Below are 25,357 nucleotides of genomic sequence, written 5' to 3'. Positions count from 1 at the left end.
GACAACGAACGCTCATCCGCCGTTAGCGTTCCGAATGTGCCTTGTCGATGCGATATTCGTGCCCAACGTTTCTCATTTCGGCAGCTGCGTTCCCGCAGAAACTGGTTCGACTCTGCGATGGCGTCACGGTTGACGACGGGCACACCTACGCGCGATGGGCAAACGGCGAACTTCCGAAGTTGGACGGAGTCGAGCCCTGACGATCTCGACGGTCTGTCGGACAGTTTCATCGACAGCTGCGAGCCATAGCCGTGCGGGCGTATGTCCTGTTGATCACACTCGCGTGCGCGTGCGTACGCGGCTAGGGTCGTGGGCAGCACGTGGTTGCGTATAGGGTTCCGCGCGTGGGTCGCGGTCGTGGTGAGGGAAAAGGTCACGGCCACAGGCACAATGAGATCTGCGCGGACCGGACCGAGCTACGCCACGGCGGTCCGGCAGCCGGTCGGATGCGCCGACACCTTACGGGATAAAAGCCCTGAGGGCTCCTATCAGCCTGTCCCGCAACGGGACCGATGACAGAGAGCCTGGTTCGACATGGGTGTTCTGGCCGCGTCCACCACGCAATCCCCCTCCGCCGCCGTGCTGGCCGCGACCCTGGTCGCCGCCGTGCTGCATGCGAGCTGGAATGCCATCGCGCACTGGATACCCGACAAGACGGCGTCGCTGACGATCGTGAATCTGGGCGGCCTGCTGTGCGCAATACCGTTGGTGCTCGTCGCCATGGGACCCGACAGAGAATCCTGGCCCTATCTGGCCGCGTCGACGGCGCTGCATGTCGCCTACAACTGCCTGCTGATGGTGTCGTATCGACTCGGCGACCTCAGCCAGACCTATCCGCTCGCCAGAGGTACGTCGCCGCTGGTGGTCACGCTGCTGGCGGCGATATTCCTGGGCGAGATGCCGCGTCCCGGCCAGATCGCCGGGGTGCTGTTGGTCTCGGCGGGCCTTGCCTGCCTGGTGTTCTGGGGTCGCCGCACCCACCCGAGCAGTCCCGCCGCCGTCGGCGCCGCGGTCGCCACCGGGCTCATGATCGCCGCCTACACCACCGTGGACGGCATCGGCGTGCGGCTCGCCGACAGCACCCTCGGCTACGCCGCCTGGCTCATGCTGCTGGAGCAAATGGCCGTTCCCACAGCCGCTTTCGCGCTGCGGGGGCGTAAGTTGTGGTACGAGATCCGTCCGGTCTGGCATATCGGCCTGGCCGGTGGCGCGATGAGCGTGCTCGCCTACGGACTGGTCCTGTGGGCCCAAACCCGAAGCGCCCTGGCCGATGTCGCCGCCCTGCGCGAAACGAGCATCATCGCCGGAGCCTTGATCGGCACGCTGCTGTTCAGGGAGCGCTTCGGCACCGCCCGAGTCGTGGCAACCTGCGCTGTCGCGGGCGGGATCGCGGTCATGTACCTGGTGTGAACCCGATGACCTCCGGCCTGGGCGGACACAATCACCGCGACGGCGGCAATCCTTGCCGTCTCGTCGTCAACTGTGTCCGCCCAGGCCGGTTGGCGCGGATCGGTCCCGCGGGACTCAGGCCACGAACGACCCCAGGCGCGAGTTGATCAGCGATTCCGCCTCCGCGACCATGCGGGAGATCAGCTCGTCGCAGGTGGGGATGTCGTCGATCAGGCCCTGGACCTGCCCGGCGGACCAGATGCCCGCGTCGAGGTCGCCCTCCTCGAAGACCCGGCGGCCGCGGGCGCCCGCGACCAGATCGCGCACGTCCTCGAACTTGCCTCCGGCCGCCTCGATCTCGACGACCTTGCGGCTGATCTCGTTGTCGGCCACGCGGGCGGTATTGCGCATGGTGCGGAAGATGAGCTGGGTATCGCGCTCGGTGTGCGCGACGATCTGCTCCTTGACCTTCTGATGCACCGCCGACTCCTGGGTGCACAGGAAGCGGGTACCCATGTTGACGCCGTCGGCGCCCAGCGCCAGCGCGGCGACCAGGCCGCGGGCGTCGGCGATACCGCCGGAGGCGACGATCGGGATCTGCAGCGCCTTGGCCGCGGCGGGGATCAGGATCAGGCCGGGCACATCGTCCTCGCCCGGATGTCCGGCACATTCGAAGCCGTCGATGGAGACGCCGTCGACGCCGATCTTCTGCGCCTTGAGCGCGTGCCGGACGCTGGTGCACTTGTGCAGCACCTTGATCCCGGCCTCCTTGTAGTAGGGCAGGAAGGGCTCCGGGTTGCTGCCCGCGGTCTCGACGATCTTCACGCCCGACTCGATGATCACCTTCACGTACTCCTCGTACGGCGGCGGGTTGATCGAGGGCAGGATCGTCACGTTCACGCCGAACGGCTTGTCGGTGAGCTCGCGGGTGCGGGCGATCTCGTTCCGCAGATCCTCGGGGGTGGGCTGGGTGAGCGCGGTGATGAACCCGAGGCCACCGGCGTTCGCGACGGCCGCGACGAGCTCGGCCCGGCCGACCCACATCATGCCGCCCTGCACGATCGGATGCTCGATGCCGAATTCCTCGGTGAACCTGGTGCGCAACATCGGTAGTCCTCCTGCTGTGTTCGACGGCGGTGCCCGAGCTGCCGCCGCGCCGGCGGTGCGACCGCCTGAGTGATCACGCAGGCACGCGCGCCCGCGGTTGCGGTCGATAGTCGCACGGGCGCGACGCCCGCGACAACCTCGATGTAAGCCGCAGTTTGCCATCTTCTCGGCGACTGGCCGGAATCGGACATCGCAATAGAAGCTCTCTAGCAGCCGAAATATCGCCGTTGAACTGGAAAATGATGCGATGAGAAGCGGGTTGCCAATTCTTCTCTGTAACCCTTGTCACGATGAAAAGTTAGTTGGTATTCTCGCTGTTGTTCAGCCGTCGGCCTGAGAGGACTACAGCATGACCACCGGTACCCAGTCGCTCGACGAGCCGATCCGGTCGCGCCGCAACCACTGGAACAACCAGATTGCGGCGCACGCGCTCATGCGGCCGGACGCCGTGGCGATCCGGTTCCGGGGGCAGGACACCACCTGGAAGCAGCTGCACGAGCGCTCCCTGAAGTTCGCGGACGCGCTCGCCCGTCGAGGGGTCGGGTTCGGTGATCGGGTGCTCATCCTCGCGTTGAACTACCCGGAGTACCTGGAGGCGGTATTCGGCATCAACGCGCTCGGTGCGATCGCGGTGCCGGTGAACTTCCGGCTGACCCCGCCCGAGGTGGCCTATATCGTCGCCGATTCGGGTGCGAAGGCCATCGTCACCGACACCGTGCTGCAGCCCTTGGCGACCGGTGTCATGGCGCAGTCCCCGTCCCTCGAGACCTGCGTCGTGATCGGCGGCCGCAGCGCGGACGGCGTGCTCGGCTACGACGATGCGCTCGCCGAGGAGGCCACACCCCATGTGCCGCTGGACATTCCGGAGGACACGCCCTGCCTGATCATGTACACCTCGGGCACCACCGGCAGCCCCAAGGGCGCGATCCTGACGCATGCCAACATGACCGCGCAGGCGCTCACCTGTATCCGGGCCATGAACACCACGCCCGAGTCGGTCGGCTTCTGCACCTCGCCGCTGTTCCACATCGCCGGATTGGGCAGTCTCGCACCGGCTTTCCAGCTCGGCAGCAAGACCGTGCTGCATCCGCTGGGCGCCTTCGACGCCAAGGAATTCCTCGATGCCGTCGAGGCCGAGCAGGCCACCACCGCGTTCTGCGTCCCCGCGCAGTGGCAGTTGATCTGCGAGGAGCCGACGGTCAAGCAGCGCAAGCTGGCGCTGGAGATGCTCAGCTGGGGCGCTGCGCCCGCCTCGAACACGGTGCTGCAGGCGATGGCCGACTGTTTCCCCGACGCGCAGAATGTCGCGGTGTTCGGCCAGACCGAGATGTCGCCGATCACCTGCGTGCTGGAGGGCCGCGACGCGCTGCGCAAGCTCGGGTCGGTGGGCAAGCCCATCCCGACGATTCAGGCCCGCATCGTCGACGACGAGATGAACGACGTCGCGCCCGGCGAGATCGGCGAAATCGTCTATCGCGGACCGACTCTCATGCAGGGTTACTGGAACAAGCCGGAGGCCACCGCGGAGGCGTTCGCCGGCGGCTGGTTCCACTCCGGCGATCTGGTCCGCACCGACGAGGAGGGCTTCGTCTATGTGGTGGACCGCAAGAAGGACATGATCATCTCCGGCGGTGAGAACATCTACTGCGCCGAGGTGGAGAACGTGCTGTTCGCGCATCCGAAGATCCACGAGGCCGCGGTCATCGGCCGCGCCCACGAGAAGTGGGGCGAGGTCCCGGTCGCCGTTGTCGCCCTGCTGAATTCGGACGACACCCTCACGCTGGAGGACCTCGCGCCCTTCCTCAACGAGAACCTGGCCCGCTACAAGCACCCCAAGGATCTGGTGATCGTGCCGGAGCTGCCGCGCAATGCCAGCGGCAAGGTCGTGAAAGTCCAGCTGCGCAAGGACTATTCGGGATAATCAGAACCCGCAGGCGGTGTCGACGGCGGCCATGGAGTTCCGGAACTCCGGGCCGTCGAGCAGCGCCTGGCGGTCCGCATCCGGGGCGGCGGCCGCGCGGTTCACCTGTGCGACCGCGCCGCCGAGCGCGGTCTTCACCTTGCCCTCGTCGGCCTTCGCCGCGACGCTGTCGAGGTTTCCGCCGAGTTCGGACCACAGTGCCGGCGAGCCCGCCAGCGCGGCGGGATCGGAGCCGTGGGCCGCATCGTGCTTGGCGCTGAAATCATTGACCGCCGTCTTGACGGCCGCGCAGGTTTCCGGGTCGCTCACCGCGTTGGCCGGTCCGGCCGCCGCGAGACAACCACCGATCACGCCCAGGAATACTGCCGAGACAACCGTTCCGCGCATAGGAAAAATCCCTTCTCACAAGGTGTTTTCGAAATACCGGGACTATCGACGTACTCACCGAGGCGCCGACGCTCCCACGAGTGGTGGCAGCATGTCATCTAACGGGCCGCGGCGCGAATCGTATTGTGCGATCAGCGCTGTACCGGCGCGGGAAGGTCGAGGTCGGTCAGCAGGTCCCGCACGCGCCGGTGGATATCGTCGCGGATCGGCCGCACCTCGGCCACCGGCAGCCCGGCGGGGTCGTCCACGATCCAGTCCTCCTGCCGGATCTCGGGCAGCAGCGGGCATTCGTCGCCGCAGCCCATGGTGACGATGACGTCGGCGGCCAGGATGATCTCGTCGGTCCAGGCCTTGGGGAACTCGTGGGAGATATCGATGCCCACCTCGGCCATGGCCGCGACCGCCGCGGCGTTGAGCGCGCCGCTCGGCTCCGACCCGCCGGACCAGGCCAGCGCCCGGCCCTGGGCGTAGTGCTCGAAGAAGCCCAGCGCCATCTGCGAGCGCCCGGCGTTGAACGTGCACAGGAACAGCACCACCGGCACGGCGTGGTCGATGCGGCCCTCCACCTTGGCGCGGGCGTGCAGTTGCTGCCGGGCGAACCGCTCGGCCAGCAGCGGCAGATAGAGCTGCACCGCGGCCCGCTCCTTGATCTGGGCGTAGGAGTCGTACAGGAAGCGGTGAATCGTATTGGCGTCGAACAGGATCGTGAACTCGCGCTGCAGCCGCCGCTCGGCACGGGCGAGCGCCGTATCGTGCACGATGTCGAGAAGTCGGTAGGCCGGGGTGATTTCGATGAAACCCGCCCGGGTGGTCCGCTCCGGCGTAGACACATCAGTCAGCGTGGCAGCGTGGCTCCCCGGCGACAACAAACTAGGGGTGAACCGGATCGAACCTGCAGGCCACGCCGTGGCGTATCGCCGACGAAACACCTAAGTACGGCACGTGTCGCGAAAACCGTTAGCGCAGAGAACTTTTCGCCCGGCGCGGGAATGGCCACCGGCAATCGCGTACTGGACGGTGGAATTAAAAGTCCCGCAAGGGGATTCGAATGCGTCAAGGGCTGTGGACACGGGTGATCCGACGCCTCCGATCGGCATACACTCGGCACTGTGGCCCGCGATCACTGGGAGACGCCCGAGCAGCGGGCGATTCGCCGCAAGAATCGGCTGCGCTTCGCGATCGTCGCACCCCTTGCCATCCTGCTGGTTGCGTGGGCTGTCGTGGCGTATCTGCGCAGCCCGGAGAGCGAGGATGCGGCGGCACCCATCGCACCGGCCTTCCAGGGGGAATGGCAGGGGGTGGCCGACAACGGCCGCGGCAGCTTCGACGTCGTCCTGAGGATCGGGAGCGAGAACCCGGAGGATGCCGTGACCTCCTCGTACACCGACAAGGCCTCCGGCGCCCGCTGTGATCGGGCCGAACGCGTGGTCCGGAGCACCGAGTCCGAGCTGACCCTGGCCGCCCGGTCGACGAACGGCGCGGGGTGCGACGGCGACGCCGAATCGACGGTTCAGCTCCACACCGACGGATCGCTCGCCTATCGCGTCGGTGCACCGGACGGAGCCCTCACCGGCACCCTGCGCAAGGTGTAGCCGCGTCGTATTGCCAGCGGCGGTTGGACACCACCCGACGGATCCGACACACCTGCGGCAGTATGGATTTCATGCCACTCGATCGAACCCGTACCGCCGTCCTCGCCCTGCACTGGCAGGTGAATGTCATCGAACCCGAGGGATTCTTCGGGCCCATGCTCGCCGAACCGGTTGCGGCGAGCGGAGTGGTCGAGCGCGCGACCGCCTTCCACGCCGCGGCCCGGCAGGCGGGACTGCCGCTGATCTTCACCCGCTTCACCATCCCCGTCGGCGAGGGCGGCCTGGTGCGCAACACCGGATTCATGAGGTCGGTGGCCTCCGCGCAGACCGAGTTCCGACCGGATGCGAAGGGCTCGCCGATCATCGCGGAGATGGCGGAGCAGGCGGCGCAGGGTGCGGTGTTCGACAATCAGAAGCTGTCCGGCCTGGCCGGTAGCGCGCTGCCGGACTGGCTGGCGGCCCGCGGCATCGACACGCTGCTGATCACCGGTGTCGCCACGAATCTCACCGTGGAGCAGACCGCCCGCCACGGCACCGATCTCGGCTTCACCGTGCACCCGATCGCGGACTGCGTGGCCGCTGCCGCGCCGGAGGCGCACGAGGCGTCGCTGGCGAACCTCGACCTGACCACTGCGGGCCGCCTGTCCGCGGAGGAGGCGATCAAAGAGCTGGGCGCATAACGAGCGCCGTGGATTTCAGACCATGTTGTTCGAGGTGAGCCACCGCATGATCGGCCACCCGCAGAACACCGGCAGCCAGCACGTCAGCACCCGGTAGAGCAGCACGGCCGGGACTCCGATCGAGGCGGGCACGCCGAACGCGGCCAAGCCACCGATCAGCGCGGCCTCCACCGCGCCGACGCCGCCCGGTGTCGGCGCGGCCGAGGCCAGCGTCCCGCCGATCATGGTGACCACCGTGACCGTGACGAACGTGGCACTGCCGCCGAAGGCCTCGATGCTGGCCCACAGCGCCCCGGCCATGCCGAGAGTGATTGCGGCGCAGCCGCCCACGATCATCGCCAGCCGGGACGGGCTGTGCGCGAGATCGCGCAGTTCGTGCACCACCTCGGCGAGTTGGGGACGGACCTCGGTGCGCAGCCAGCGCCGCACCGTCGGGACGAACATGGTCGCGCCGAGCAGTCCGAGCAGCGCGCCCGCGACCAGGTACAGCACGGTCGCATCGGGGACGAAATGCGCCAGGTTGGCCGAAACCCCCGCCGCCACACTGAAGAACAGCAGCAGCACCACATGCGTGATCACCTGCACCGACTGCTGTAGCGCCACGGCCGCGGTGGCCCGGACCGTGCCCAGGCCGTTCTGCTGCAGGAACCGCACGTTCAGCGCGAGGCCGCCGACACCGGCGGGCGTGGTGGTGGCGGCGAAGGTGTTGGCCACCTGCGCGAGCAGCAGTCTCGGGAAGTTCACCGACTCGGACGTGCAGCCCCACAGTGCCATGGCCGCACCGAGGTAGGTGCCCATCGACACGGCGAGCCCGAGCAGCGCCCACCACCAGTTGGCCGTGCGCAGTTCGGTGACGAACGTCGGCACCTGGCTGATGTAGGGATAGGCGACATAGACCAGGCCGATGAGCAGCACCAGCTGGATGATCTGGCCGCGTGAGTACCGGGTGATCCGCGCGGCCTCGATGCGGTCCTCGCCGGTCTGCTGCTGTACCTCCGCCCGCACCTTCTTCATCAGGTTGCCGGAGTCGGGAACCGACTTGCGCACCGGTGCCGGAAGCGCCGACTTCGTCAGCCGCCGTGAGGCATTGAGCACCGCCTGCTCGCCGCAGACATGAATCGCGGTGCGCACCACCGGCTCCACCCCGAACAGCGCGCTCGTCGACAGCAGCAGCTGGGCCGTATCGGAGGAGAATCGCGGTTCGTAGGAACCGAATTCGGCGGACATGAAGCCGCCGAACAGCACCCGCCCCTCGACCACGCGAATCTCCTCGGCCCGCAGGTCACCGTGCGAGATCTGGGCGCGATGCATGTTCTGCAGGGCGTGCCACACGTTGGTGAGCACCACCTCGCTGTCCGATGCCGACAGCGCCGTGCCGCGCGGCACCGTGTGCGCGTACAGCGTCCACCCGCGCTCCAATGCCGCCACGGTGAGCGGCTTGTTGCTGGCCAGGCCCACGTCGCCGATCGCGATGCCCATCAGCGCGCGATGCTCGACCGCGCGGCGCAGCGACGCGAAGGCGGGGGCCCGCTCGCTGCTGCGGAAGGTCGCCCAGCGGCGCAGCTGCCGCAGCATGCCCCAGCTGCGCTGGTTCTGGCCGTACAGTTCCACGGTCAGCCGGTGTGACGGGCCGGTGTCCGCCGACAGCAGCAGCGGTCCGGGTCCGGCCGGGCGCAGCACCGTGAATCCGGTGACCGTATAGCCGCGTTTGGCCAGCACCCGCACCGCGGCATCCAGCGGCACCTCGAGCGCGGGCGTGCCGACCAGCAGCACGATCACCGCGCCGACGCACCAGCCGACGGCCAGGCCGAACATCGCCCGCGACGGCACCACCAGACTCACGAACAGGTGCAGCGGCACGAACGCCAGCAGCAGCGCCCACCACCAGCGCCGCCACGACGCCGGCAACCACGGGCTGGCCACGGTCAGCATGGCGGTGAGCATCGCGATCCAGCGCGGGTCGTCGAGGAACTGCGACAGGAAGGTGTTCAGCTGCTTGGGCACGGCCAGATGCCATTGCGGGGCCGAGAGTCCGGTGCCGGTGATCGACAGCAGCACCACCGCTATCAGGCCCGCCGTCAGATAGCCGAACAGCAGTGTCCACTGCCAGCGGAAGATCAGCCGGACCAGGATCGCGAAGGGCAGCGCCACGATGACGATGCCGTAGCACAGATAGACGAGGTTGGACTGGTCCGGCGTGAGGATGCCGACGATATCGGAGACGGAGCGCTCCAGCGCCTCCCAGCGCGACCGGGTGATCAGCGATCCCGCGACGACGAGCGCCACCAGCAGAGCCGACAGCACCACGCGGATGATGTCGCTGGTGCGCCGGATCCGTGGCTGCAGCAGGCTGCCGGAGACGGGAATTTCCCGCCCGTCGACTCGCATGTCGTATCGGATCTTTCGGATCGAGGGAGCGGCGTCGGTCCCGGGGTCGGCTCGCGTGTGAGTATGCAGGAGCGCCGCGAGGCGACCGGTGGCAACACGCCGCTGCCAGCGCGCGGCTGCCGATTGCGTCCGGTTATCGGGCGGCAACCGGCCCGCTTCCGCGTCCTGCCCGTCCACGAGGCTCGGCCCGGCCGGATGGGAGCCGGGATCGCCGTGGCCGACCACCGCGGAATCGCGGCGCCCCCGATCTCGGGAGCGCCGATTGCCGGCGCCGCGCGGGCTCACACCGGCGGCTCGGGCCGGGCATGTCGCCCGCTGCCGGTCGGGGGCGCCGCCGCGGTTCCGGTCATGGCCCGGCCGCCGTGCATCGCGGGAGCCTCCGGCCCCGCCGCGCCGCGCTGTGACATGGGATCGAGCTGCGTCGCCGAATCTTGCGTCGAACCGCGCGGGCCGCCTGCCACAGCACCGTCTATCGATATGCTGTCCGCGATCCCGTTGCCGGAGACCCCCGTGCGCTCGGGCACGCCCACGCTGTAGATTCCGCCGGTCATCGCGCCCGCGTCGAGTTCCGCGATGGACGCGGCGACCTGCTCGGTCGGTACCAGCGCGGGAAAGGAGTTGGGGGCGATGGCATTCGCGCGCACGCCGAATTCGGCGAATTCGGCGGCCAGATGCCGGGTCAGCTGGTTCAGCGCCGCCTTCGAGGCCGAATACATGGCCTGTCCGCCGGGGTAGACCTCGGAACCGGAGATGCTCGAGACGTTGACGATATTGCGGTTGCGTTCCCGGTTCTCGGTATCGCCGTGCATCCAGCACCGCTGTGCGAGGCGCGTCGACAGGCGCAGCGGCACACCGACGTTCAGCGCGAAGTGCGGATCGAACTCGTCCAGCGCGGAGTCGCCGTCGACGAGGCCGTGCGGCTGCATGCGGGTGTGTGCGGCGTTGTTGACCAGCAGATCGACGGTCCCGAATTTCGCCAGCGCCAGGTCGACCACCCGCTCCACCTCACCCTCCCGGGTCAGGTCGGCCCGCACCACGTGGATGCGGGAGGCGTTCTCCGGCAGCGGCGTCGACGGCTCCAGCGGATCGATGAACCACTCGTCCTGCGACGGGGCCGCGGGCACCCGGGTGCGGCACACCGCGACGATGTCGTAGCGGGTGTAGAAGGCGCGGCAGAAGGCGTCACCCAGCCTGCCGCCCGCCCCGGTCAGCAGGCAGACGCGGCGATTGTCACCAGTCGGCAATGCGATCTCCTCCCCAGCGGCGCGCCGCCTCGTCCTTGGGCCGGTGCAGCCACATCACCACGCAGTTGCGGGCGGCGGCGTTGGCACCCACGAAGGTGTGCCACGACCGCGGCGTGCACTCGAATACCACCATCGAATTGTTCAGCGGCGGAACCGATACCGTCGACCCCGGGGCGGCGCCGTCGGGATCGCCCGCATGCGCGAACAACGCGGTCTCCCCGCCGTCGCCCGGCCGCCACTCCTCGTTGTTCAGGTAGAACAGCACCGCGACCGCACGCACCAGCTCGCGCGCGTCCGTCCCCGCGGGGCGCTCACCGGTTCGCAGATCGATCGTGCCGCCGGGCAGCCCGACCTCGCCGGATTCCGGTGGCGCCGCGGGGAACCAGGCCGGGGTCAGGTCGTGGTGCGGCCAGCCTCGCGGGCTGTCCGGCTCGTGATGATGCAGCGACCCCTCCACGTCGCCGCTGGCCCGCACGCCGGTGACCCGCTCGATCAGGTCGTGCCAGGCGCGCGACAGGAACACCTCCATGGGCCCGTTGCGCACCGCGGCCAGGCTCACCCCCGTCGCGCTGTAGCCGTCGGCGACCGGTGTGAACCTGCCCTGTTCCCGGTGCACCCGCTCGAATTCCTCGGCCAGCCGCCGATAGAACGCCGCCACGAACACGTCGCGGACATACACGTGCGGAAACGGCCGAGCCCGGCGGATCCAGCGGCGATGCGCCAGTAGATCGGTGAACCACCGCGGTAGCGGCGCCTCCGTTGCCATGCGTACTCCCTCCCGGACAATCCACCGAGATCCTATTGCGTGCACGTTGTGGGTGGATTCCGGCCTTTGTCCCGACAATGAGCGTTGAGCGTGCAACGATCACTCTGTGGTTCGTGACGTCCGTATCTGCTTCGTGGGGGATTCGCTGGTTGCCGGGCTGGGGGATCGGCAGTGCCTGGGCTGGGCCGGTCGTCTCGCGGCGCGGGCGGCGGGGGCCGGGCAACCGCTGACCTACTACAACCTCGGGGTCCGCGGCCAGACCTCCACCGAGATCGCGGAGCGCTGGGAGGACGAGTGCGCGTTGCGGTTACCGGCCGAAGCCGACGGCCGCGTGGTGTTCTCCTTCGGGGTCAACGACACCATGTCCGAGGACGGCCGGGCGTGGGTGGCGACGGAACAGTCGGTGGCGAACCTCGCCGCGATGCTGCGCCGCACGCGCGAACTCGGTTGGCCGACACTGATGGTCGCGCCGCCCCCGGTCGACGACGACGAACACAACAGCCGCACCGAGAAATTGGATGCGGAGTTCTCCGATGTCTGTGACGCCGAAGGCGTTTCGTACGTGCGGGTGCATCAGCCGTTGCGGCACAGCGGAACCTGGATGCGGGAGGTCGCCGAGGACGACGGGTACCATCCCGGCGCCGCCGGCTACGAGGAGTTCGCCGCGCTCATCGTGCCGCACTGGCTGCTGTGGCTGTCCGAGCCCGGGTCAGGACTGCCCGTCGTCCGGTGACACCCCGTCGCGGTGCGCGGTCTCGTGGCCGCGGGTGGTCGCCGTGCCCTCCGGCAGCAGCTTCTGCACCATCGGCATCAGGTGCGGGCGCTTGGTCGCGACCAGGCCGGAGCCGACCATCACGCCGAGTGCGATGGCCATGATCGTGAGCAGCGTGGTCACGACGACGTGCACGCCGCTGGTATCCCGGCCGGTGACCAACTCGGACACGCCGGTGAGTCCGATGGTGCCCGGCACCAGCATCCAGAACGCCGGGAGGAATGCCACCTGCACGGGTGGCGCGTGCCGGTCGCGCTGGATCAGATAGGCGGCCGGGACGGCGGCCAGTCCACCGAGAAACGCGCCGAACAGATCTCCCCCGGTCAGCTTCCCCAGCTCCTGCGCGCAATAGGTGGCATACAGCACGACCAGCAGCCAGAGGATCGAATCCGGCGGCGCGCTGGAACGCCAGGAATGTCCGAGGCCGATCAGCAGCACCCCCAGCACCGGTGCCCACCAACCGAGCTGCACCACAGTTTCGATCTTGTGCGGGTTGGGCCCGATGATCTGCAGTCCCACCAGAATGCCGAACGCCAGCAGGAACAACATGTTGATGCCGTAGACGAGCCGACTGGACCCCGCCACCATCGATCCGGTCGCGAGTTCGATGGTGCCGTTGGTGAGTACCGCGCCGGGTAGGAGGCTGGCGACCGCCGGGACGATCAGCTGGGTGGGGTAACCCCCGGACAACAATCCGGGGAACCCGAAGGCCAGCAGCGTCACCGTGGCCCCGGCGGCCACCGGCAGCGCCAACTGCAGCAGTCGGAACTGATCGGCCAGCATGATCAGCACCTGCACCACCAGGCCCAGCGCGCAGTAGCCGATCAGCGCCCGGGCCGACGGATTGAGCATCATGCCGAGACCCAGCGTGAGCACCACGTTGCCGAGCAGCTGCAGCCAGATCGCGGTCGGCGGCGGCGCGTCGAGGATGCCCTCGAGTTCGGCGATGGCCTCGGCGGGCGGCGGCAGCGTGCGCTTGATCTTCGCGATCAGCCGGTACAGCTTGTCGATCTGGTCCAGCCGCAGCGTGCCGACGTCGGCGTCGAGCAGGTCGATATAGGTATTGCCGCCGGAGTCCTCGACGCGCACGAAGACGGCGGTGGGCAGCACGAAGAACCGCACCTCGTCGTAGCCGTAGCGATGGGCCAGCTCTTCCAGGATCACCTGCACCCGGTTGGTCGTCTCGACCGAGCCGATGAGTGCGACACCCAAGCGGCGCAGCAGGTCGAGTAGGTCGGTGGGGACCGGCGGCTCGTCCGGGGGCGGCGCGTCCGAATGCGGTCTGTCGCGGCCGCGCACCCATTCCCGCACCGGCCCCGCCAGCCGTGCGGCGGCGGACGACCAGCGGCGAGCCGGATGCATGGGGTCCATGTCAGCGCCGGTGGAGTACCGGATGTTCCCGGGCGTGGATCGGGCCGTGCATCGCCGCCTCCTGGATCGACGAAGGCCACCGGGTGCCCGGTAGCGTACGGAACGTCGGCAACTTGATGGCTATCAGTTGAGGCTAACGCGTCGCGGCGAGGATCGCTGGATTGCGATTCACCGATTAGTTACCGTGAGCCGTCTCGTCTGCATGGAGGAGTACGCACCGACCCACTCCCGGATCGGTGGCAGGCAGGACGGAATCGAGGATCTATCATGGGCAAAGTTGTTGTCGCCGAGTTTGTTTCGCTCGACGGGTTCATTCAGGATCCGACGTGGACCGCCCCGTTCTGGAGCGACGACATCGGTCGCTACAAGGATGCCGAAATGGGCGAGGCCGATGCGCTGCTGCTGGGCCGCTCGTCCTACGAGGTGTTCGCCGCGTCCTGGCCCGAGCACCCGGAAGAGGGCGCCTACAAGGACAAGATGAACAGCATGCCCAAGCATGTGGCGACGACGACCCTGACCGAGCTGGCATGGAACGCCGAGCGGATCGAGGGTGACGTCGCCGAGGGTGTCGCGAAGCTGAAGGCCGACCGCAACCTGCTGCTGATGGGCAGCGGCAGCCTGATCGGCTACCTGCGCGACAACCGGCTCGTCGACGAGTACCGCCTGGTGATCTATCCGGTGCTGCTCGGCAGCGGGCTGCGGCTGTTCGGCGACACCGAGCAGGAGGCGACGCTGGCGCTGGCCGAGACCGAGGTGCTCGACAACGGCGTGATCCTGGCGACCTACCGGGTCACCGAGAACTCCGTGGTGCGGCCGAGTTTCGACTGACTCGCCGCCTGCGGCGTGGCGACAGCGGGAAATATTCGCAGGCCCCGCGGCTGCCCGGTGGATAGCATGGATCGAATGGGCGAGACCGGTGAATCGAGGACGGACGAGGCCGAGTTGCATGCGCGGCGGGCGAGTTCGTTCGGCGCGGAGGCCGCGGCCTATGCCGCCCATCGCCCCGACTATCCACCGGCGGGGATCCGGTGGGCACTGGAACCGCTCCGGGGCGTCGCCGCGCCCGAGGTCGTCGATCTCGGCGCGGGTACGGGAAAGCTCACCGATGGCCTGCTGGACGGCGGCGCGCGGGTGACGGCTGTCGAACCGGACGCGGCCATGCGGGCCGAGTTCGCGCGGCGCCACCCCGGTGTCTCCGTCCTGGCGGGAAGCGCGGAAAGCATTCCGCTGCCGGATAATTCGGTGCACGCCCTGGTGGCCGGGCAGGCCTTCCACTGGTTCGATCTGCCGAAGGCGTTCCCGGAGTTTGCGCGGGTGTTGCGGCCCGGCGGGGTGCTGGCGGCGTTCTGGAACATGCACGACTCGTCGGTCGAATGGGTGGCGGAACTGGATCGGCTGTCCCGGTCGGAGGTGTCGTTCCAGCGCCGGGCCCAGGATTCCGAGCCGTCGCATCCGCTGTTCCGGCCGTTCGAACGGTCCTATTTCCCGCACGCCCACCGGCGTACCGCCCGGAGTCTCGCGGAGACGATCGGAACGCACTCGCACGTTCTCGTCGTCTCGCCGGAGGAGCGTGCCACGATCCTCGGGCGTATCACGGACTATCTGCGCGGGCAGCCGGAGACGCGGGACGGGGAGTTCGACCTTCCGTTGCGCACCTTGGTTATTCGCACCGTGCTCCGCTGAAGCCGAGATCAGCGCGCCGCCAGGACGGCCATGGCCGCGTTGTGCCCGCCGATGCCGCTCACGCCGCCACCGCGCACCGCCCCGGCGCCGCAGAGGAATACGTTGCGATGCGCGGTGCCCACACCCCAGCGGGCGCCCGCGTCGTCGGCGTCGTCCGCGCGGAACGGGAACGCGAGATCGCGATGGAAGATATGCCCGCCGGGCAGGCCCAACTCCCGCTCGAGGTCCGTCGGGCTCTTGGCCTCGAGGCAGGGCCGCCCGTCGCCGTCCACCGCCAGGCAGTCGCGGATCGGTTCGGCCAGCACCGAATCCAGCTGCGCCAGTGTCGATTCGACGAGGCTCGCTTTCGCGGTGTCGGCATCGGTCTCGAAAAGCCTCGCCGGAGTGTGCAACCCGAACAAGGTGAGGGTGTGCGCGCCGCGCTGAGCGAGCTCCTCGCCGAGGATCGAGGGGTCGGTGAGGGTGTGGCAGTAGATCTCCGACGGCGGCGCGGCCGGGAGGTTCCCGTCCGCGGCCTCGCGATAGGCGCGCTCGAGCTGTGCATAGCCCTCGCCGACATGAAAGGTGCCCGCGAACGCGTCGTGGGGATCGACCGATTCGCGCAGCCGGGGCAGCCGGTGCAGGAGCATGTTGATCTTGAGCTGGGATCCCTCGGCCCGATCCGGCGCGGTCGTGCCGAGCAGGTGTGCCAGCTCCTCCGGCGCGGCGTTCACCAGCACGTGCCGCGCGCCGACCGCGCCGCCCGTATGGCGGACTTCGGCTGTGCTGCCGTCGGTTTCGATGGCGGTGACCGCGCGGTCGGTGAGCAGCTCGGCCCCGGCGGCGCGGGCGGCCGCCGCCAGCGCGTCGGTCAGCGCGCCCATGCCGCCGATCGGGACATCCCAGTCGCCGGTGCCGCCGCCGATCACGTGATACAGGAAGCAGCGGTTCTGGAGCAGCGTCGGATCGTGGGCGTGGGTGAAGGTACCGATCAGCGCGTCGGTGAACACGACCCCGCGCACCGTATCGTCGGCGAAGCGAGCCTCGATCGTCTCGCCCAGCGGACGTTCGAAGATCGCCTCCCAGGCGGCGGAATCGTCGACCAGGCGCTGCAATTCGCCCCGCGTCGGCAGCGGATCGGTCAGCGTGGGAAATATCCGCTCGGCGAGGCGCCCGGTCATTCCGTAGAACCGCTCCCACGCCCGATGGTCCGCCTCGCTGCCGGTCAACCGGAGAAAGCTTGCGCGCGTACGGTATTCGTCGGCCGAGTCGATCAGCAGGCCGGTGTCGCCGACCGGCGTGTACGACGAGATCCGGCGGCGCCGCGTCTCGAATCGCAGGTCCAGATCCCGCACGATCGCCCGCGGTAGCAGGCTCACCAGATACGAATACCGCGACAGCCGCGCATCCACGCCCGCGAAGACGCGTTCGGACACCGCCGCACCGCCGGTGTGGCCGCGGCGCTCCAGCACCAGCACGGAGCGCCCGGCCCGGGCCAGGTAGGCGGCCGCCACCAGTCCGTTGTGGCCGCCGCCGACGATGACGACGTCATACGAGGCGCGTGTCGGCTGCATCTGGCCTGGATACCACGAAATCCGGGCCCCGGGGGCGCTCAGCCCGCCGGTGTCGCCGACTTCCTCGCCAGCAGGCACCCGTGCGGGCACCGCCCGTCCGGATCGGGCGCGCGCCGCAGCTGGGCCACGGTCTCGAAGCCGCCACCGGCCAGCACCTCCGCCATCCGCCGCAGCGACCATCGGTACACCGGCGCCACCTTGTGGTCGTACGGCTGGATGTCGTGGAACTCGTCGTCGGCCGCCTGGAAGCCCAGCAGCAGCGGGGCGCCGTCGGTCAGCACCCGGCCGAATTCGGCGACGATGCCCGGCACCCGTTCCGGTGGCGTGTGAATCATGCTGTACCAGGCCAGGATTGCGCCGAGGGAGGCGTCGGGCAGGTCGAGCCGTTCCATCGATCCGATCTCGAATCGCAGGTTCGGATGCGCGGCGCGGGCCAGCCGGATCATCTCCGGCGACAGATCCAGGCCGAAGACATCCAGGCCCAGGCCGTCCAGGTGGATGGTGACCCGTCCCGGTCCGCAACCGATATCGGCGACGGTGCCGCGCCCCTGCGCCAACTCGGCGAATACGCCGAACATGGCGCGATCCAAGGGCTGGGCCGCCATCACTCCCGCACTGATCTCCGCGTACAGCTCGGCCACGCCGTCGTACGCCGCACGGGTCCGCTGCACATCCTCTACTCCCGTCACGGAGGCGAGTCTACGGATCCGATCCGACATCTCCCGGGCCGCTCCGGCCGACGGCCTGCACTATTACGGTGTTATCGGATTCCCGGCCGCGATAGTTCGACGTTCAAGCGAAAAACGTTCTGCTGTAATACAGTTCGCGCCCGCCGAAGATCAGGCATCATGGGCGGATGGGATCGAGAGCAGACCGCTGGGACACCTTCGTCGAGCACCTTCGATCGGCCCCCGCCGCCCTGCCGGCCGATCTCCGGCGCTCGATATTCGAGGCGGCATCGGAGGGTGACGTGTCGACGCTGCCCGAGGATCTGGCGCCGTTCGTCGACACCGTGGCCCGCCACGCGTACCGCGTCACCGACGAACAGGTCGCCACGCTGACGGCCGGGCGATCCCAGGACGAGGTGTTCGAAACCACGGTGGTCGCTGCGGCCGGTGCGGCCGACCACCGTCTGCGGGCCGCCCTGCGCGCGATGGAGGACCAGACATGAGACTCGACGTCGTCGACCACGGACACGACCTTCCGGGCCGGTGTACGCTGCGCGCCATGCGCGTATTCGGCCGCACCGAGGTCCCCGATGTGATCAAGGTGCTGTTCTACCGGCACCGCTATTTCAGCACCCCCTTCAGCGACCTGCTGCAGGATCTGATGCGCGGCCCGTCGGCGTGGAGCATCGGCGAGCGCGAACTGTTCGCCACCTACACCTCCGCCCGCAACCAGTGCGACTTCTGCCGCACCTGCCACCAGACCGTCGCCGAGAGTTACCAGACACCGGAGCTGGTGATTCGCGCGTTGGAGCGGCCCGCCGACTCCGGGCAGCGCATCGAAGTCGTTGTGGTACTGGACTTTCTGGCGAAGCTGGCCGATGCGCCCGACGACGTGAAACCGGCCGACGTCGAGCGGGTGCGCACCGCCGGGGTGACCGATGCGGCGCTGGAGGAGGCCGTGCGGATCAGCGTGGCCTTCCACACCATCAACCGCATCATGGACACGATGGGCGGAGTCCCGCCGGAGGGCCGGGGGCTGACGCTGACCCGGTGGTTCCTGCGCCGGATGGGCTATGCCACGCCGCCGACGGTGAAGTTCCTGTCGTCCGCGGGGTAGCTCGGCGCCCGGCTGCGGCACAATCCGGGGTATGGAGACGCTCGGATCGCAGACTGTCTACAGCAATCGCTGGATGGAGGTGCACGAGGACACCATTCGCCGCTCCGACGGCTCCACCGGCATCTACGGCTTCGTGGACCGGCCGGATTTCGTCCTGGTCGTGCCGCTGGACGGCGATCGGTTCCACCTCGTCGAGCAATTCAGATATCCACTGGGACAACGGTGCTGGGAGTTCCCGGCGGGCACGCTGCCCGATCGCGCGGTCGGCGACCCGGTCGACCTGGCGCACCGCGAGCTGCGCGAGGAGACCGGACTGCGGGCGGGGCGGCTGACCTACCTCGGTCCGGTCGACGCCGCGCCCGCCACGCTGCGTCAGCGCGGGCGCGTCTACCTCGCGACCGAGCTGACACCCGGCGAACCCGAGCGCGAGCCGGAGGAGCAGGACATGCGCTCGGACTGGTTCGACCGCGCGGCACTGGAGCAGATGATCCGCACGGGCGAGATCACCGATTCCGGGACGCTCGCCGCCTACTCGCTGCTGTTGCTGCACGAACGAGCATGAGCCGCCGCGATTTCGGGTGTCGTTGCGCCGGAACGCCTATCCGCTGGCGACGAACGCGGGGACGCCGTGCGGTTTCGCGCGCGCCAGCCGCACGGCCGGGCCGGCGCCGATCCGGACGGTGAGCGGGAATCCGCTGCCGCTCTGCGCAACCGGCTCGAAGGCGATGTGGGCGAATCCGGCCTCGGGGCCGCTCGCCGCGGCGAGCCGATCCAGTTCGGCTTCCACCAGCGCCCACTGATCCCGCGGAACATATTGGCGCATCACCGAATGCCACACGACGGTGAGCGTGCCCGGCACCGGTTCGACCTTCGCCAGGAACTCGGCGGCGCCGACGGCCGCCACCGTCGCGGGAACCCGCGCGGCCACGCGAAGCGCACCGTCCAAGCGCGCGGCCCGCTCGCGCTGATCCGGCCACACGTACGACCGCAGTGCCAGCGCGCCGTGCGGAGCGAGCGGGTCCAGGGGCGCCGGATCGCAGCCGCGGCGTTCGACGACGGTCAGCTCGGGATGGCGTCGCGCGGCCGCCGTCAGCCAGCCGGGTACCGGACCCGCCCAGGCCTTGCCGAGCGAGACCGGAGAGTCCCGCGGCCCCCAGTCGAAATCGTCTGTGTACCAGTGATATCGGTCGGCGCGCAGATTCAGTCCCGCGCTGCTGCCCAGCTCGAGCAGCCGCACCGGGAGCGGGATCGCGTCGACGGCGGCGAGCAGCCCGGCCATCAGCGGTACGGTGCGGCCCACCTCATTGGTCTGGGGCGGCCGGGTCAGCCAGTCCCGAATCCACTCGGGGTGGGCCGCGACGACCTCGCGAAACGCCTCCCAGGCACCGGATTCCGCGCGAGCGGTCGGCGTGACACTCGGGTAATGGACCGACAGTTCGGGCGCCTCACCCGTGAGGACCAGCGCGTGCACGGCTCCCATGAACCGCAGCGGCACGGCGTCGACGAGCGGCGCGTCCGTGTAGTCGGCAAGTGCCCTGGCGCACGGTCCGCCATTCTCGATGTCCCGTGACACTTCGGTCAGCAGTGCGGAATACAGCGGGGAGCCCAGCTTCGCGCAGGCCCGTGCCTGGAACTCGAACTGCGATACCAGCGACATGATTGCACTATGCCCCTGCCCCCAGCGCAGTGTGCGCCCGGTACCGGTCCGCGTAGTTCCCACCCGCACTCTCCGATGGTCCCGCGCTCGGTCCGGACCCGGCTGGCGCGCGAGCAGGCAGGGGTCATCCTCGGGCCAGCATGTCCAGTGCCGCAAGATGGCTGAACAGCACAGAGGCGCCGATCGGGTTGCCGCCGCCCGGGTAGACCGTGCCGCTGACCGCCGCCATCGTGTTGCCCGCCGCGTAGAGGCCGGGGATCGGCGACCCGGACCCGTCGAGGACCCGGGCGGCGGTATCGGTGCGCAGACCGCCCTTGGTGCCGAGGTCGGAGATGCCGAACGCGGCCGCGTGGAACGGCCCCTTCCGGATCGGCACCAGCGGCGACGCTCCCTCGGAGAAGGCCCGATCGTAGGCCTCGTCGCCGCGGCCGAAATCCTCGTCCACGCCGGAGTCCGCGAATTCGTTGAACCGGGCGACCGTGGCGGAGAGCGCGGCGCCCGGCACCCCGATCCGCTCCGCGAGTTCCGGGAGCGAGTCGGCGGTATGCCACAGGCCCGCATCGACATACCGTGCGGCGTCGACCATCGGCACATTGCTGGCCTGCACCGGAGGCACCGGGCCCGCCGAGTCGTCGTAGATCATCCAGTACGGCAGCGTCATCGAGTCGTTCAGCTGCGCGATGATGTCGCGGCCAAGCCGGTCGTAGGGGGCCGACTCGTTGACGAACCGCCTGCCCTCCTGATTCACGAAAATGCCTCCGGTGAACCACAATGCGAACGCGGCGCGCCCGTCCGGATGGATCATCCCGGGCGACCACCAAGCCTGATCCATCAGATCGGTGTCGGCGCCGACCGCCATGCCCGCCTCGTGCGCCCTGCCGACATTGCCCCACGGGCCCATGGTGTCGCGGGCCCGGCCCGGAACCCCGAATCGTTTGCGCAACAATTCGTTTCCCTCGAATCCGCCCGCGGCCAGCAATACACCCCGGCGGGCGCGGATCGCCACCCGCTCACCGTCCCGCTCCACGATGGCACCCGCGACCACGCCGTCGGACATGACGAGCTCGACCAATGCCGTGTTCGGGCGCAGAGAAGCGTCGGGGAACTTGGACAGTGCCATCAGAAAGCGACCGATCAGGGCCCGCCCGCCGGTGAGGGTCCTCGGTTGCGGCGCGCCGTGCCGGTCGGTGGCGAGCGGGCCGCGCACGGACTCGCTCAGCTCGCCGAGCTCGGCGGCCCGCAGCGGGACGGGGACTATGTGCCGCTTGCCGTCGGTCCGTGCCCCGGGTGCCGTACCGAAGTAGTCCGGCCACGGAAACATCTGGAACGCAAAGCATTCGTCCCGTTCCAGGTATTCGATCACGCGGGAACCGCCGCGAATGTAGGCCTCCTGCAACGCGTCCGGAGTCCGATCGCCGACGACGGCGCGGAAGTAGGTGAGCGCCTCGTCGAGGCTGTCGTCCACCCCGGCCCGCCGCAGCACCGGATTACACGGGAACCACATACCGCCCCCGCCCGAATAGGCCGTCGTCCCACCGAATTTGTCGGTCGCCTCGACCACGGCCACCGACAGTCCCTCCCGGGCCGCCGTATACGCCCCGGCCAGGCCCCCGCCCGACCCGGCCACCAGCACATCGACTTCGTCGTTCCAGACCGTCACCGCAACTCCTCGAGGTTCGCCAGGATCCCGACGGTAGGTGCCGTAGCGTCGGTCTGTACACGGATCGTCCCGGTCTTCAGGAGCGCCTCGGCGCTAATCCACTTGACGGCCGGCATATTTGGATGTCATTATTAAAAGGGGAAGGCACCGAGGATTCAGGTGTCTATTTTCTTTGTGCCCTCGACATCGGTCGATTCCGGGTGTAATTTGAGACTTCGCGCCGGGGCGCGTGCTGTCCGACTCTCGAAATGTATTGACTGTAGAAAGCGGTGCTGTCTGTGCACCGCTTTCTACCCGTTGCTGTCGAGTCAAGGTACGGGCGGCGTCCGCCGCGGTGCGCAATGTGAATACAGCCCACAGGACGAACAGATATCGTGACGGCCGCGCGAACACGCGGGCGGCGCGAGGTGCTGGAAGGACGCATCTTGGCAGTCTCGAATCGGACCAACGCCGAATTTTCCGTCGATACCGGGGTCCCTGGCGCACCGCGGCGGGTCTCGTTCGCCAAACTCCGCGAGCCCCTGGATGTTCCGGGCCTGCTGGACATCCAGACCGGTTCCTTCGAGTGGTTGATCACGAGTGGCCTGGCCGAGGTGCTCGAGGAGATCAGCCCCATCGAGGATTTCGCCGGGACCATGTCGCTGTCGCTGTCCGACCCTCGTTTCGAGGAGGTCAAGGCCTCCGTCGAAGAGTGCCGGGACAAGGACATGACCTATGCGGCGCCATTGTTCGTGACCGCGGAGTTCATCAACAACAACACCGGTGAGATCAAGTCTCAGACGGTCTTCATGGGTGATTTCCCGATGATGACCGAAATGGGCACCTTCGTCATCAACGGCACCGAGCGCGTCGTGGTCTCGCAACTCGTGCGTTCGCCGGGCGTGTATTTCGACGAATCGATCGACAAGGGCACGGAGAAGGTGCTGCACAGCGTCCGGGTGATCCCGAGCCGGGGCGCGTGGCTGGAGTTCGATATCGACAAGCGCGACACCGTGGGTGTGCGCATCGACCGCAAGCGCCGGCAGCCCGTGACGGTGCTGCTCAAGGCGCTCGGCTGGACCGGCGAGCGGATCGCCGAGCGCTTCGGCTTCTCCGGGATCATGCTGACGTCGCTGGAGAAGGACAACACCGCCAACACCGATGAGGCGCTGCTCGATATCCATCGCAAGCTGCGTCCGGGTGAGCCGCCGACCAAGGAGTCCGCGCAGGCCCTGCTGGAGAACCTGTTCTTCACCGAGAAGCGCTACGACCTGGCACGGGTGGGGCGCTACAAGGTCGACAAGAAACTGGGCATCCACACCGGCGGCGCGCGGGTGCTCACCGAGGAGGATCTCGTCACGATCATCGAGTACCTGCTGCATCTGCACGCGGGCGATCCGGTGATGACCGCGCCCGGGGGGATCGAAGTGCCGGTCGAGGTCGACGACATCGACCACTTCGGCAATCGCCGGCTGCGCAGTATCGGTGAGCTGATCCAGAACCAGTTCCGGGTGGGGCTGTCGCGCATGGAACGCGTTGTGCGCGAGCGGATGACGACCCAGGACGCCGAGGCCATCACCCCGCAGACGCTGATGAATATCCGTCCCGTCGTCGCCGGGATCAGGGAGTTCTTCGGCACCTCGCAGATGTCGGTGTTCCTGGACCAGCGGAATCCGCTCGCCAGCCTGACCCAGAAGCGCCGCCTGTCGGCGCTCGGGCCGGGCGGCCTGACCCGCGAACGCGCCGGTCTCGACGTTCGCGACGTGCACTACAGCCACTACGGCCGGATGTGCCCGATCGAGACGCCCGAGGGGCCGAACATCGGGCTGATCGGGTACCTGTCGGTCTACGCGCGGGTGAACCCGTTCGGCTTCATCGAGACGCCGTATCGGAAGGTGGTCGACGGCACGGTGACCGACGAGGTCGTCTACCTGACCGCCGACGAGGAAGACCTGCACGTCGTGGCGCAGGCGAACGAGTCGCTCGATGCCGCAGGGCGTTTCGTCGCGTCACGAATCCCGGTGCGCCGCCGGGATTCCGAGGTCGAGCTCGTCGACTCCGCCCGGGTCGACTACATGGATGTGTCGCCGCGCCAGATGGTGTCGGTGGCCACCGCCATGATCCCGTTCCTCGAGCACGACGACGCCAACCGCGCCCTCATGGGTGCGAATATGCAGAAGCAGGCCGTGCCGCTGATCCGCTCGGAATCGCCGCTGGTCGGCACGGGCATGGAGCTGCGCGCGGCGATCGACGCGGGTGATGTCGTGGTGAACGAGAAAGCCGGTGTGGTGGAGGAGGTTTCGGCCGACTACATCACCGTGATGGCCGACGACGGTAGCCGCAAGTCCTATCGGATGCGCAAGTTCTCGCGCACCAACCAGGGCACCTGCGCCAACCAGAGCCCGATCGTGGACGAGGACCAGCGGGTCGAAGCGGGCCAGGTCCTCGCCGACGGGCCCAGTACCGAGAACGGCGAGATGGCTCTCGGTAAGAATCTGCTGGTGGCGGTGATGCCGTGGGAGGGCCACAACTACGAGGACGCGATCATCGTGTCGCAGCGACTGGTCGAGGAGGACGTGCTGACCTCGATCCACATCGAGGAGCACGAGATCGACGCTCGCGACACGAAACTCGGCACGGAGGAGATCACCCGGGATATTCCGAACGTCTCCGACGAGGTGCTCGCGGATCTCGACGAGCGCGGCATCGTGCGCATCGGTGCGGAGGTCCGCGACGGCGACATCCTGGTCGGCAAGGTCACGCCGAAGGGTGAGACCGAGCTGACGCCCGAGGAGCGGCTTTTGCGGGCGATCTTCGGTGAGAAGGCGCGTGAGGTGCGCGATACGTCCATGAAGGTGCCGCACGGTGAGTCCGGCAAGGTCATCGGCATCCGGGTGTTCTCGCGCGAGGACGACGACGATCTGCCGCCGGGTGTGAACGAGCTGGTGCGCGTGTACGTGGCGCAGAAGCGCAAGATCCAGGACGGCGACAAGCTCGCCGGTCGGCACGGCAACAAGGGTGTGATCGGCAAGATCCTGCCGAAGGAGGACATGCCGTTCCTCCCGGACGGCACCCCGGTCGATGTCATCCTGAACACCCACGGTGTGCCCCGTCGTATGAACATCGGCCAGATTCTGGAGACGCATCTCGGCTGGATCGGCAAGGCGGGCTGGAACATTCAGGTCGCCGACGGTACCCGACCGGACTGGGCGCAGCGCCTGCCCGAGGAGCTGCTGTCGGCGGGCCCGGATACGAACCTCGCGACACCGGTCTTCGACGGCGCCCGCGAGGACGAGCTCGCCGGGCTGATGGCGTCGACACTGCCCAACCGCGACGGCGAGGTCATGGTCGGGGCGGACGGTAAGGCGACATTGTTCGACGGCCGCACCGGTGAACCCTTCCCCTACCCCATCGCCGTCGGCT

At 68.4% G+C, this 25,357-nt stretch carries 22 protein-coding genes; 11 read left to right on the top strand and 11 right to left on the bottom strand.

Translation table 11 applies throughout. The annotated features are described in order from the left end of the window. The first annotated feature begins 534 nt into the window (after nt 1-534). Entirely contained in the window at nt 535-1,410 is an 876-nt protein-coding gene (locus tag NM1_RS28740) for an EamA family transporter (RefSeq protein WP_068026703.1), read from the top strand. Nucleotides 1,411-1,524: 114 nt separating this feature from the next. Here the strand turns inward: NM1_RS28740 and NM1_RS28735 are convergent, their stop codons facing one another. Beyond that, nucleotides 1,525-2,496 carry an NAD(P)H-dependent flavin oxidoreductase gene (locus tag NM1_RS28735; protein WP_174556929.1) on the bottom strand — a complete coding sequence of 324 codons (972 nt, stop codon included), beginning with the start codon at nt 2,494-2,496 and terminating at the stop codon, nt 1,525-1,527. A 349-nt stretch (nt 2,497-2,845) separates the two neighbouring features. Here NM1_RS28735 and fadD5 point away from each other — a divergent pair, with 349 nt between their 5' ends. Next, nucleotides 2,846-4,417, top strand: coding sequence for a fatty-acid--CoA ligase FadD5 (gene fadD5 / locus NM1_RS28730; protein ID WP_068026699.1), 1,572 nt, complete (start codon nt 2,846-2,848; stop codon nt 4,415-4,417). Here the strand turns inward: fadD5 and NM1_RS28725 are convergent, their stop codons facing one another. Together NM1_RS28725 and NM1_RS28720 are read right to left on the bottom strand one after the other, a co-directional pair. Continuing rightward, nucleotides 4,418-4,804 carry a hypothetical protein gene (locus tag NM1_RS28725; RefSeq protein WP_068026696.1) on the bottom strand — a complete coding sequence of 129 codons (387 nt, stop codon included), beginning with the start codon at nt 4,802-4,804 and terminating at the stop codon, nt 4,418-4,420. A gap of 131 nt (nt 4,805-4,935) precedes the next feature. Continuing rightward, nucleotides 4,936-5,598 carry an arsenate reductase/protein-tyrosine-phosphatase family protein gene (locus NM1_RS28720; RefSeq protein ID WP_068026762.1) on the bottom strand — a complete coding sequence of 221 codons (663 nt, stop codon included), beginning with the start codon at nt 5,596-5,598 and terminating at the stop codon, nt 4,936-4,938. 315 nt (nt 5,599-5,913) lie between these two features. Here NM1_RS28720 and NM1_RS28715 point away from each other — a divergent pair, with 315 nt between their 5' ends. Both NM1_RS28715 and NM1_RS28710 read left to right on the top strand, forming a co-directional pair. Continuing rightward, nucleotides 5,914-6,396, top strand: a complete 483-nt coding sequence (locus tag NM1_RS28715) for a hypothetical protein (protein WP_068026693.1) — start codon at nt 5,914-5,916, stop codon at nt 6,394-6,396. 71 nt (nt 6,397-6,467) lie between these two features. Next, on the top strand, nt 6,468-7,076 hold the full coding sequence (locus NM1_RS28710; RefSeq protein ID WP_068026759.1) for a cysteine hydrolase family protein: 609 nt from the start codon (nt 6,468-6,470) through the stop codon (nt 7,074-7,076). Between the two features lie 15 nt (nt 7,077-7,091). Here NM1_RS28710 and NM1_RS28705 read toward each other — a convergent pair whose 3' ends face one another. The 3 genes from NM1_RS28705 to NM1_RS28695 form a co-directional block, all read right to left on the bottom strand. Then, entirely contained in the window at nt 7,092-9,464 is a 2,373-nt protein-coding gene (locus NM1_RS28705; RefSeq protein WP_068026756.1) for a lysylphosphatidylglycerol synthase transmembrane domain-containing protein, read from the bottom strand. A gap of 281 nt (nt 9,465-9,745) precedes the next feature. After that, a complete protein-coding gene (locus NM1_RS28700) occupies nt 9,746-10,708 on the bottom strand; it encodes an SDR family NAD(P)-dependent oxidoreductase (protein WP_246011465.1) in 963 nt (320 codons plus the stop codon). Further along, nucleotides 10,695-11,474, bottom strand: a complete 780-nt coding sequence (locus NM1_RS28695; RefSeq protein ID WP_068026690.1) for a 2OG-Fe(II) oxygenase — start codon at nt 11,472-11,474, stop codon at nt 10,695-10,697. Before NM1_RS28695 ends, NM1_RS28700 begins: the two co-directional genes overlap by 14 nt. Before the next feature lie 106 nt (nt 11,475-11,580). On the opposite strand from NM1_RS28695, the gene NM1_RS28690 reads away from it, so the two are divergent. Next, a complete protein-coding gene (locus tag NM1_RS28690; protein WP_068026687.1) occupies nt 11,581-12,207 on the top strand; it encodes a GDSL-type esterase/lipase family protein in 627 nt (208 codons plus the stop codon). Here the strand turns inward: NM1_RS28690 and NM1_RS28685 are convergent. Further along, on the bottom strand, nt 12,184-13,608 hold the full coding sequence (locus tag NM1_RS28685; protein ID WP_169814337.1) for a threonine/serine exporter family protein: 1,425 nt from the start codon (nt 13,606-13,608) through the stop codon (nt 12,184-12,186). The genes NM1_RS28690 and NM1_RS28685 overlap by 24 nt on opposite strands. A 276-nt stretch (nt 13,609-13,884) precedes the next feature. On the opposite strand from NM1_RS28685, the gene NM1_RS28680 reads away from it, so the two are divergent. After that, nucleotides 13,885-14,445, top strand: coding sequence for a dihydrofolate reductase family protein (locus NM1_RS28680; RefSeq protein WP_068026681.1), 561 nt, complete (start codon nt 13,885-13,887; stop codon nt 14,443-14,445). Nucleotides 14,446-14,520: 75 nt separating this feature from the next. Beyond that, nucleotides 14,521-15,300 carry a class I SAM-dependent methyltransferase gene (locus tag NM1_RS28675; RefSeq protein ID WP_068026753.1) on the top strand — a complete coding sequence of 260 codons (780 nt, stop codon included), beginning with the start codon at nt 14,521-14,523 and terminating at the stop codon, nt 15,298-15,300. 8 nt (nt 15,301-15,308) lie between these two features. Here the strand turns inward: NM1_RS28675 and NM1_RS28670 are convergent, their stop codons facing one another. Together NM1_RS28670 and NM1_RS28665 are read right to left on the bottom strand one after the other, a co-directional pair. Beyond that, on the bottom strand, nt 15,309-16,853 hold the full coding sequence (locus tag NM1_RS28670; RefSeq protein WP_068026679.1) for a phytoene desaturase family protein: 1,545 nt from the start codon (nt 16,851-16,853) through the stop codon (nt 15,309-15,311). Nucleotides 16,854-16,891: 38 nt separating this feature from the next. Then, entirely contained in the window at nt 16,892-17,542 is a 651-nt protein-coding gene (locus NM1_RS28665) for a class I SAM-dependent methyltransferase (protein ID WP_246011464.1), read from the bottom strand. Between the two features lie 167 nt (nt 17,543-17,709). Between NM1_RS28665 and NM1_RS28660 the strand changes: the two genes are divergently transcribed. Genes NM1_RS28660 through NM1_RS28650 form a run of 3 tightly spaced genes read left to right on the top strand, consistent with a single transcriptional unit; the run spans nt 17,710 to nt 19,200 of the window. Further along, on the top strand, nt 17,710-18,024 hold the full coding sequence (locus NM1_RS28660) for a hypothetical protein (RefSeq protein ID WP_068026673.1): 315 nt from the start codon (nt 17,710-17,712) through the stop codon (nt 18,022-18,024). Beyond that, complete coding sequence (locus NM1_RS28655) at nt 18,021-18,638, top strand: carboxymuconolactone decarboxylase family protein (RefSeq protein WP_068026670.1); 618 nt, start codon at nt 18,021-18,023, stop codon at nt 18,636-18,638. Before NM1_RS28660 ends, NM1_RS28655 begins: the two co-directional genes overlap by 4 nt. Nucleotides 18,639-18,669: 31 nt before the next feature. Then, nucleotides 18,670-19,200, top strand: a complete 531-nt coding sequence (locus NM1_RS28650) for an NUDIX domain-containing protein (RefSeq protein WP_068026667.1) — start codon at nt 18,670-18,672, stop codon at nt 19,198-19,200. A gap of 36 nt (nt 19,201-19,236) precedes the next feature. Here NM1_RS28650 and NM1_RS28645 read toward each other — a convergent pair whose 3' ends face one another. Both NM1_RS28645 and NM1_RS28640 read right to left on the bottom strand, forming a co-directional pair. Beyond that, complete coding sequence (locus NM1_RS28645; RefSeq protein WP_068026664.1) at nt 19,237-20,295, bottom strand: DUF2332 domain-containing protein; 1,059 nt, start codon at nt 20,293-20,295, stop codon at nt 19,237-19,239. Between the two features lie 124 nt (nt 20,296-20,419). Continuing rightward, a complete protein-coding gene (locus NM1_RS28640) occupies nt 20,420-21,955 on the bottom strand; it encodes an FAD-binding protein (protein WP_068026661.1) in 1,536 nt (511 codons plus the stop codon). 407 nt (nt 21,956-22,362) lie between these two features. Here NM1_RS28640 and rpoB point away from each other — a divergent pair. Next, nucleotides 22,363-25,357 (top strand): DNA-directed RNA polymerase subunit beta (rpoB, locus tag NM1_RS28635; RefSeq protein ID WP_068026751.1); only part of this gene is annotated, 2,995 nt, incomplete at its 3' end.

Source organism: Nocardia mexicana NBRC 108244, assembly GCF_001613165.1.
Lineage (GTDB): Bacteria > Actinomycetota > Actinomycetes > Mycobacteriales > Mycobacteriaceae > Nocardia > Nocardia mexicana.
The sequence above is the reverse complement of the archived record's forward strand: the minus strand, read 5'-3'. Positions and strand labels throughout refer to the sequence as shown.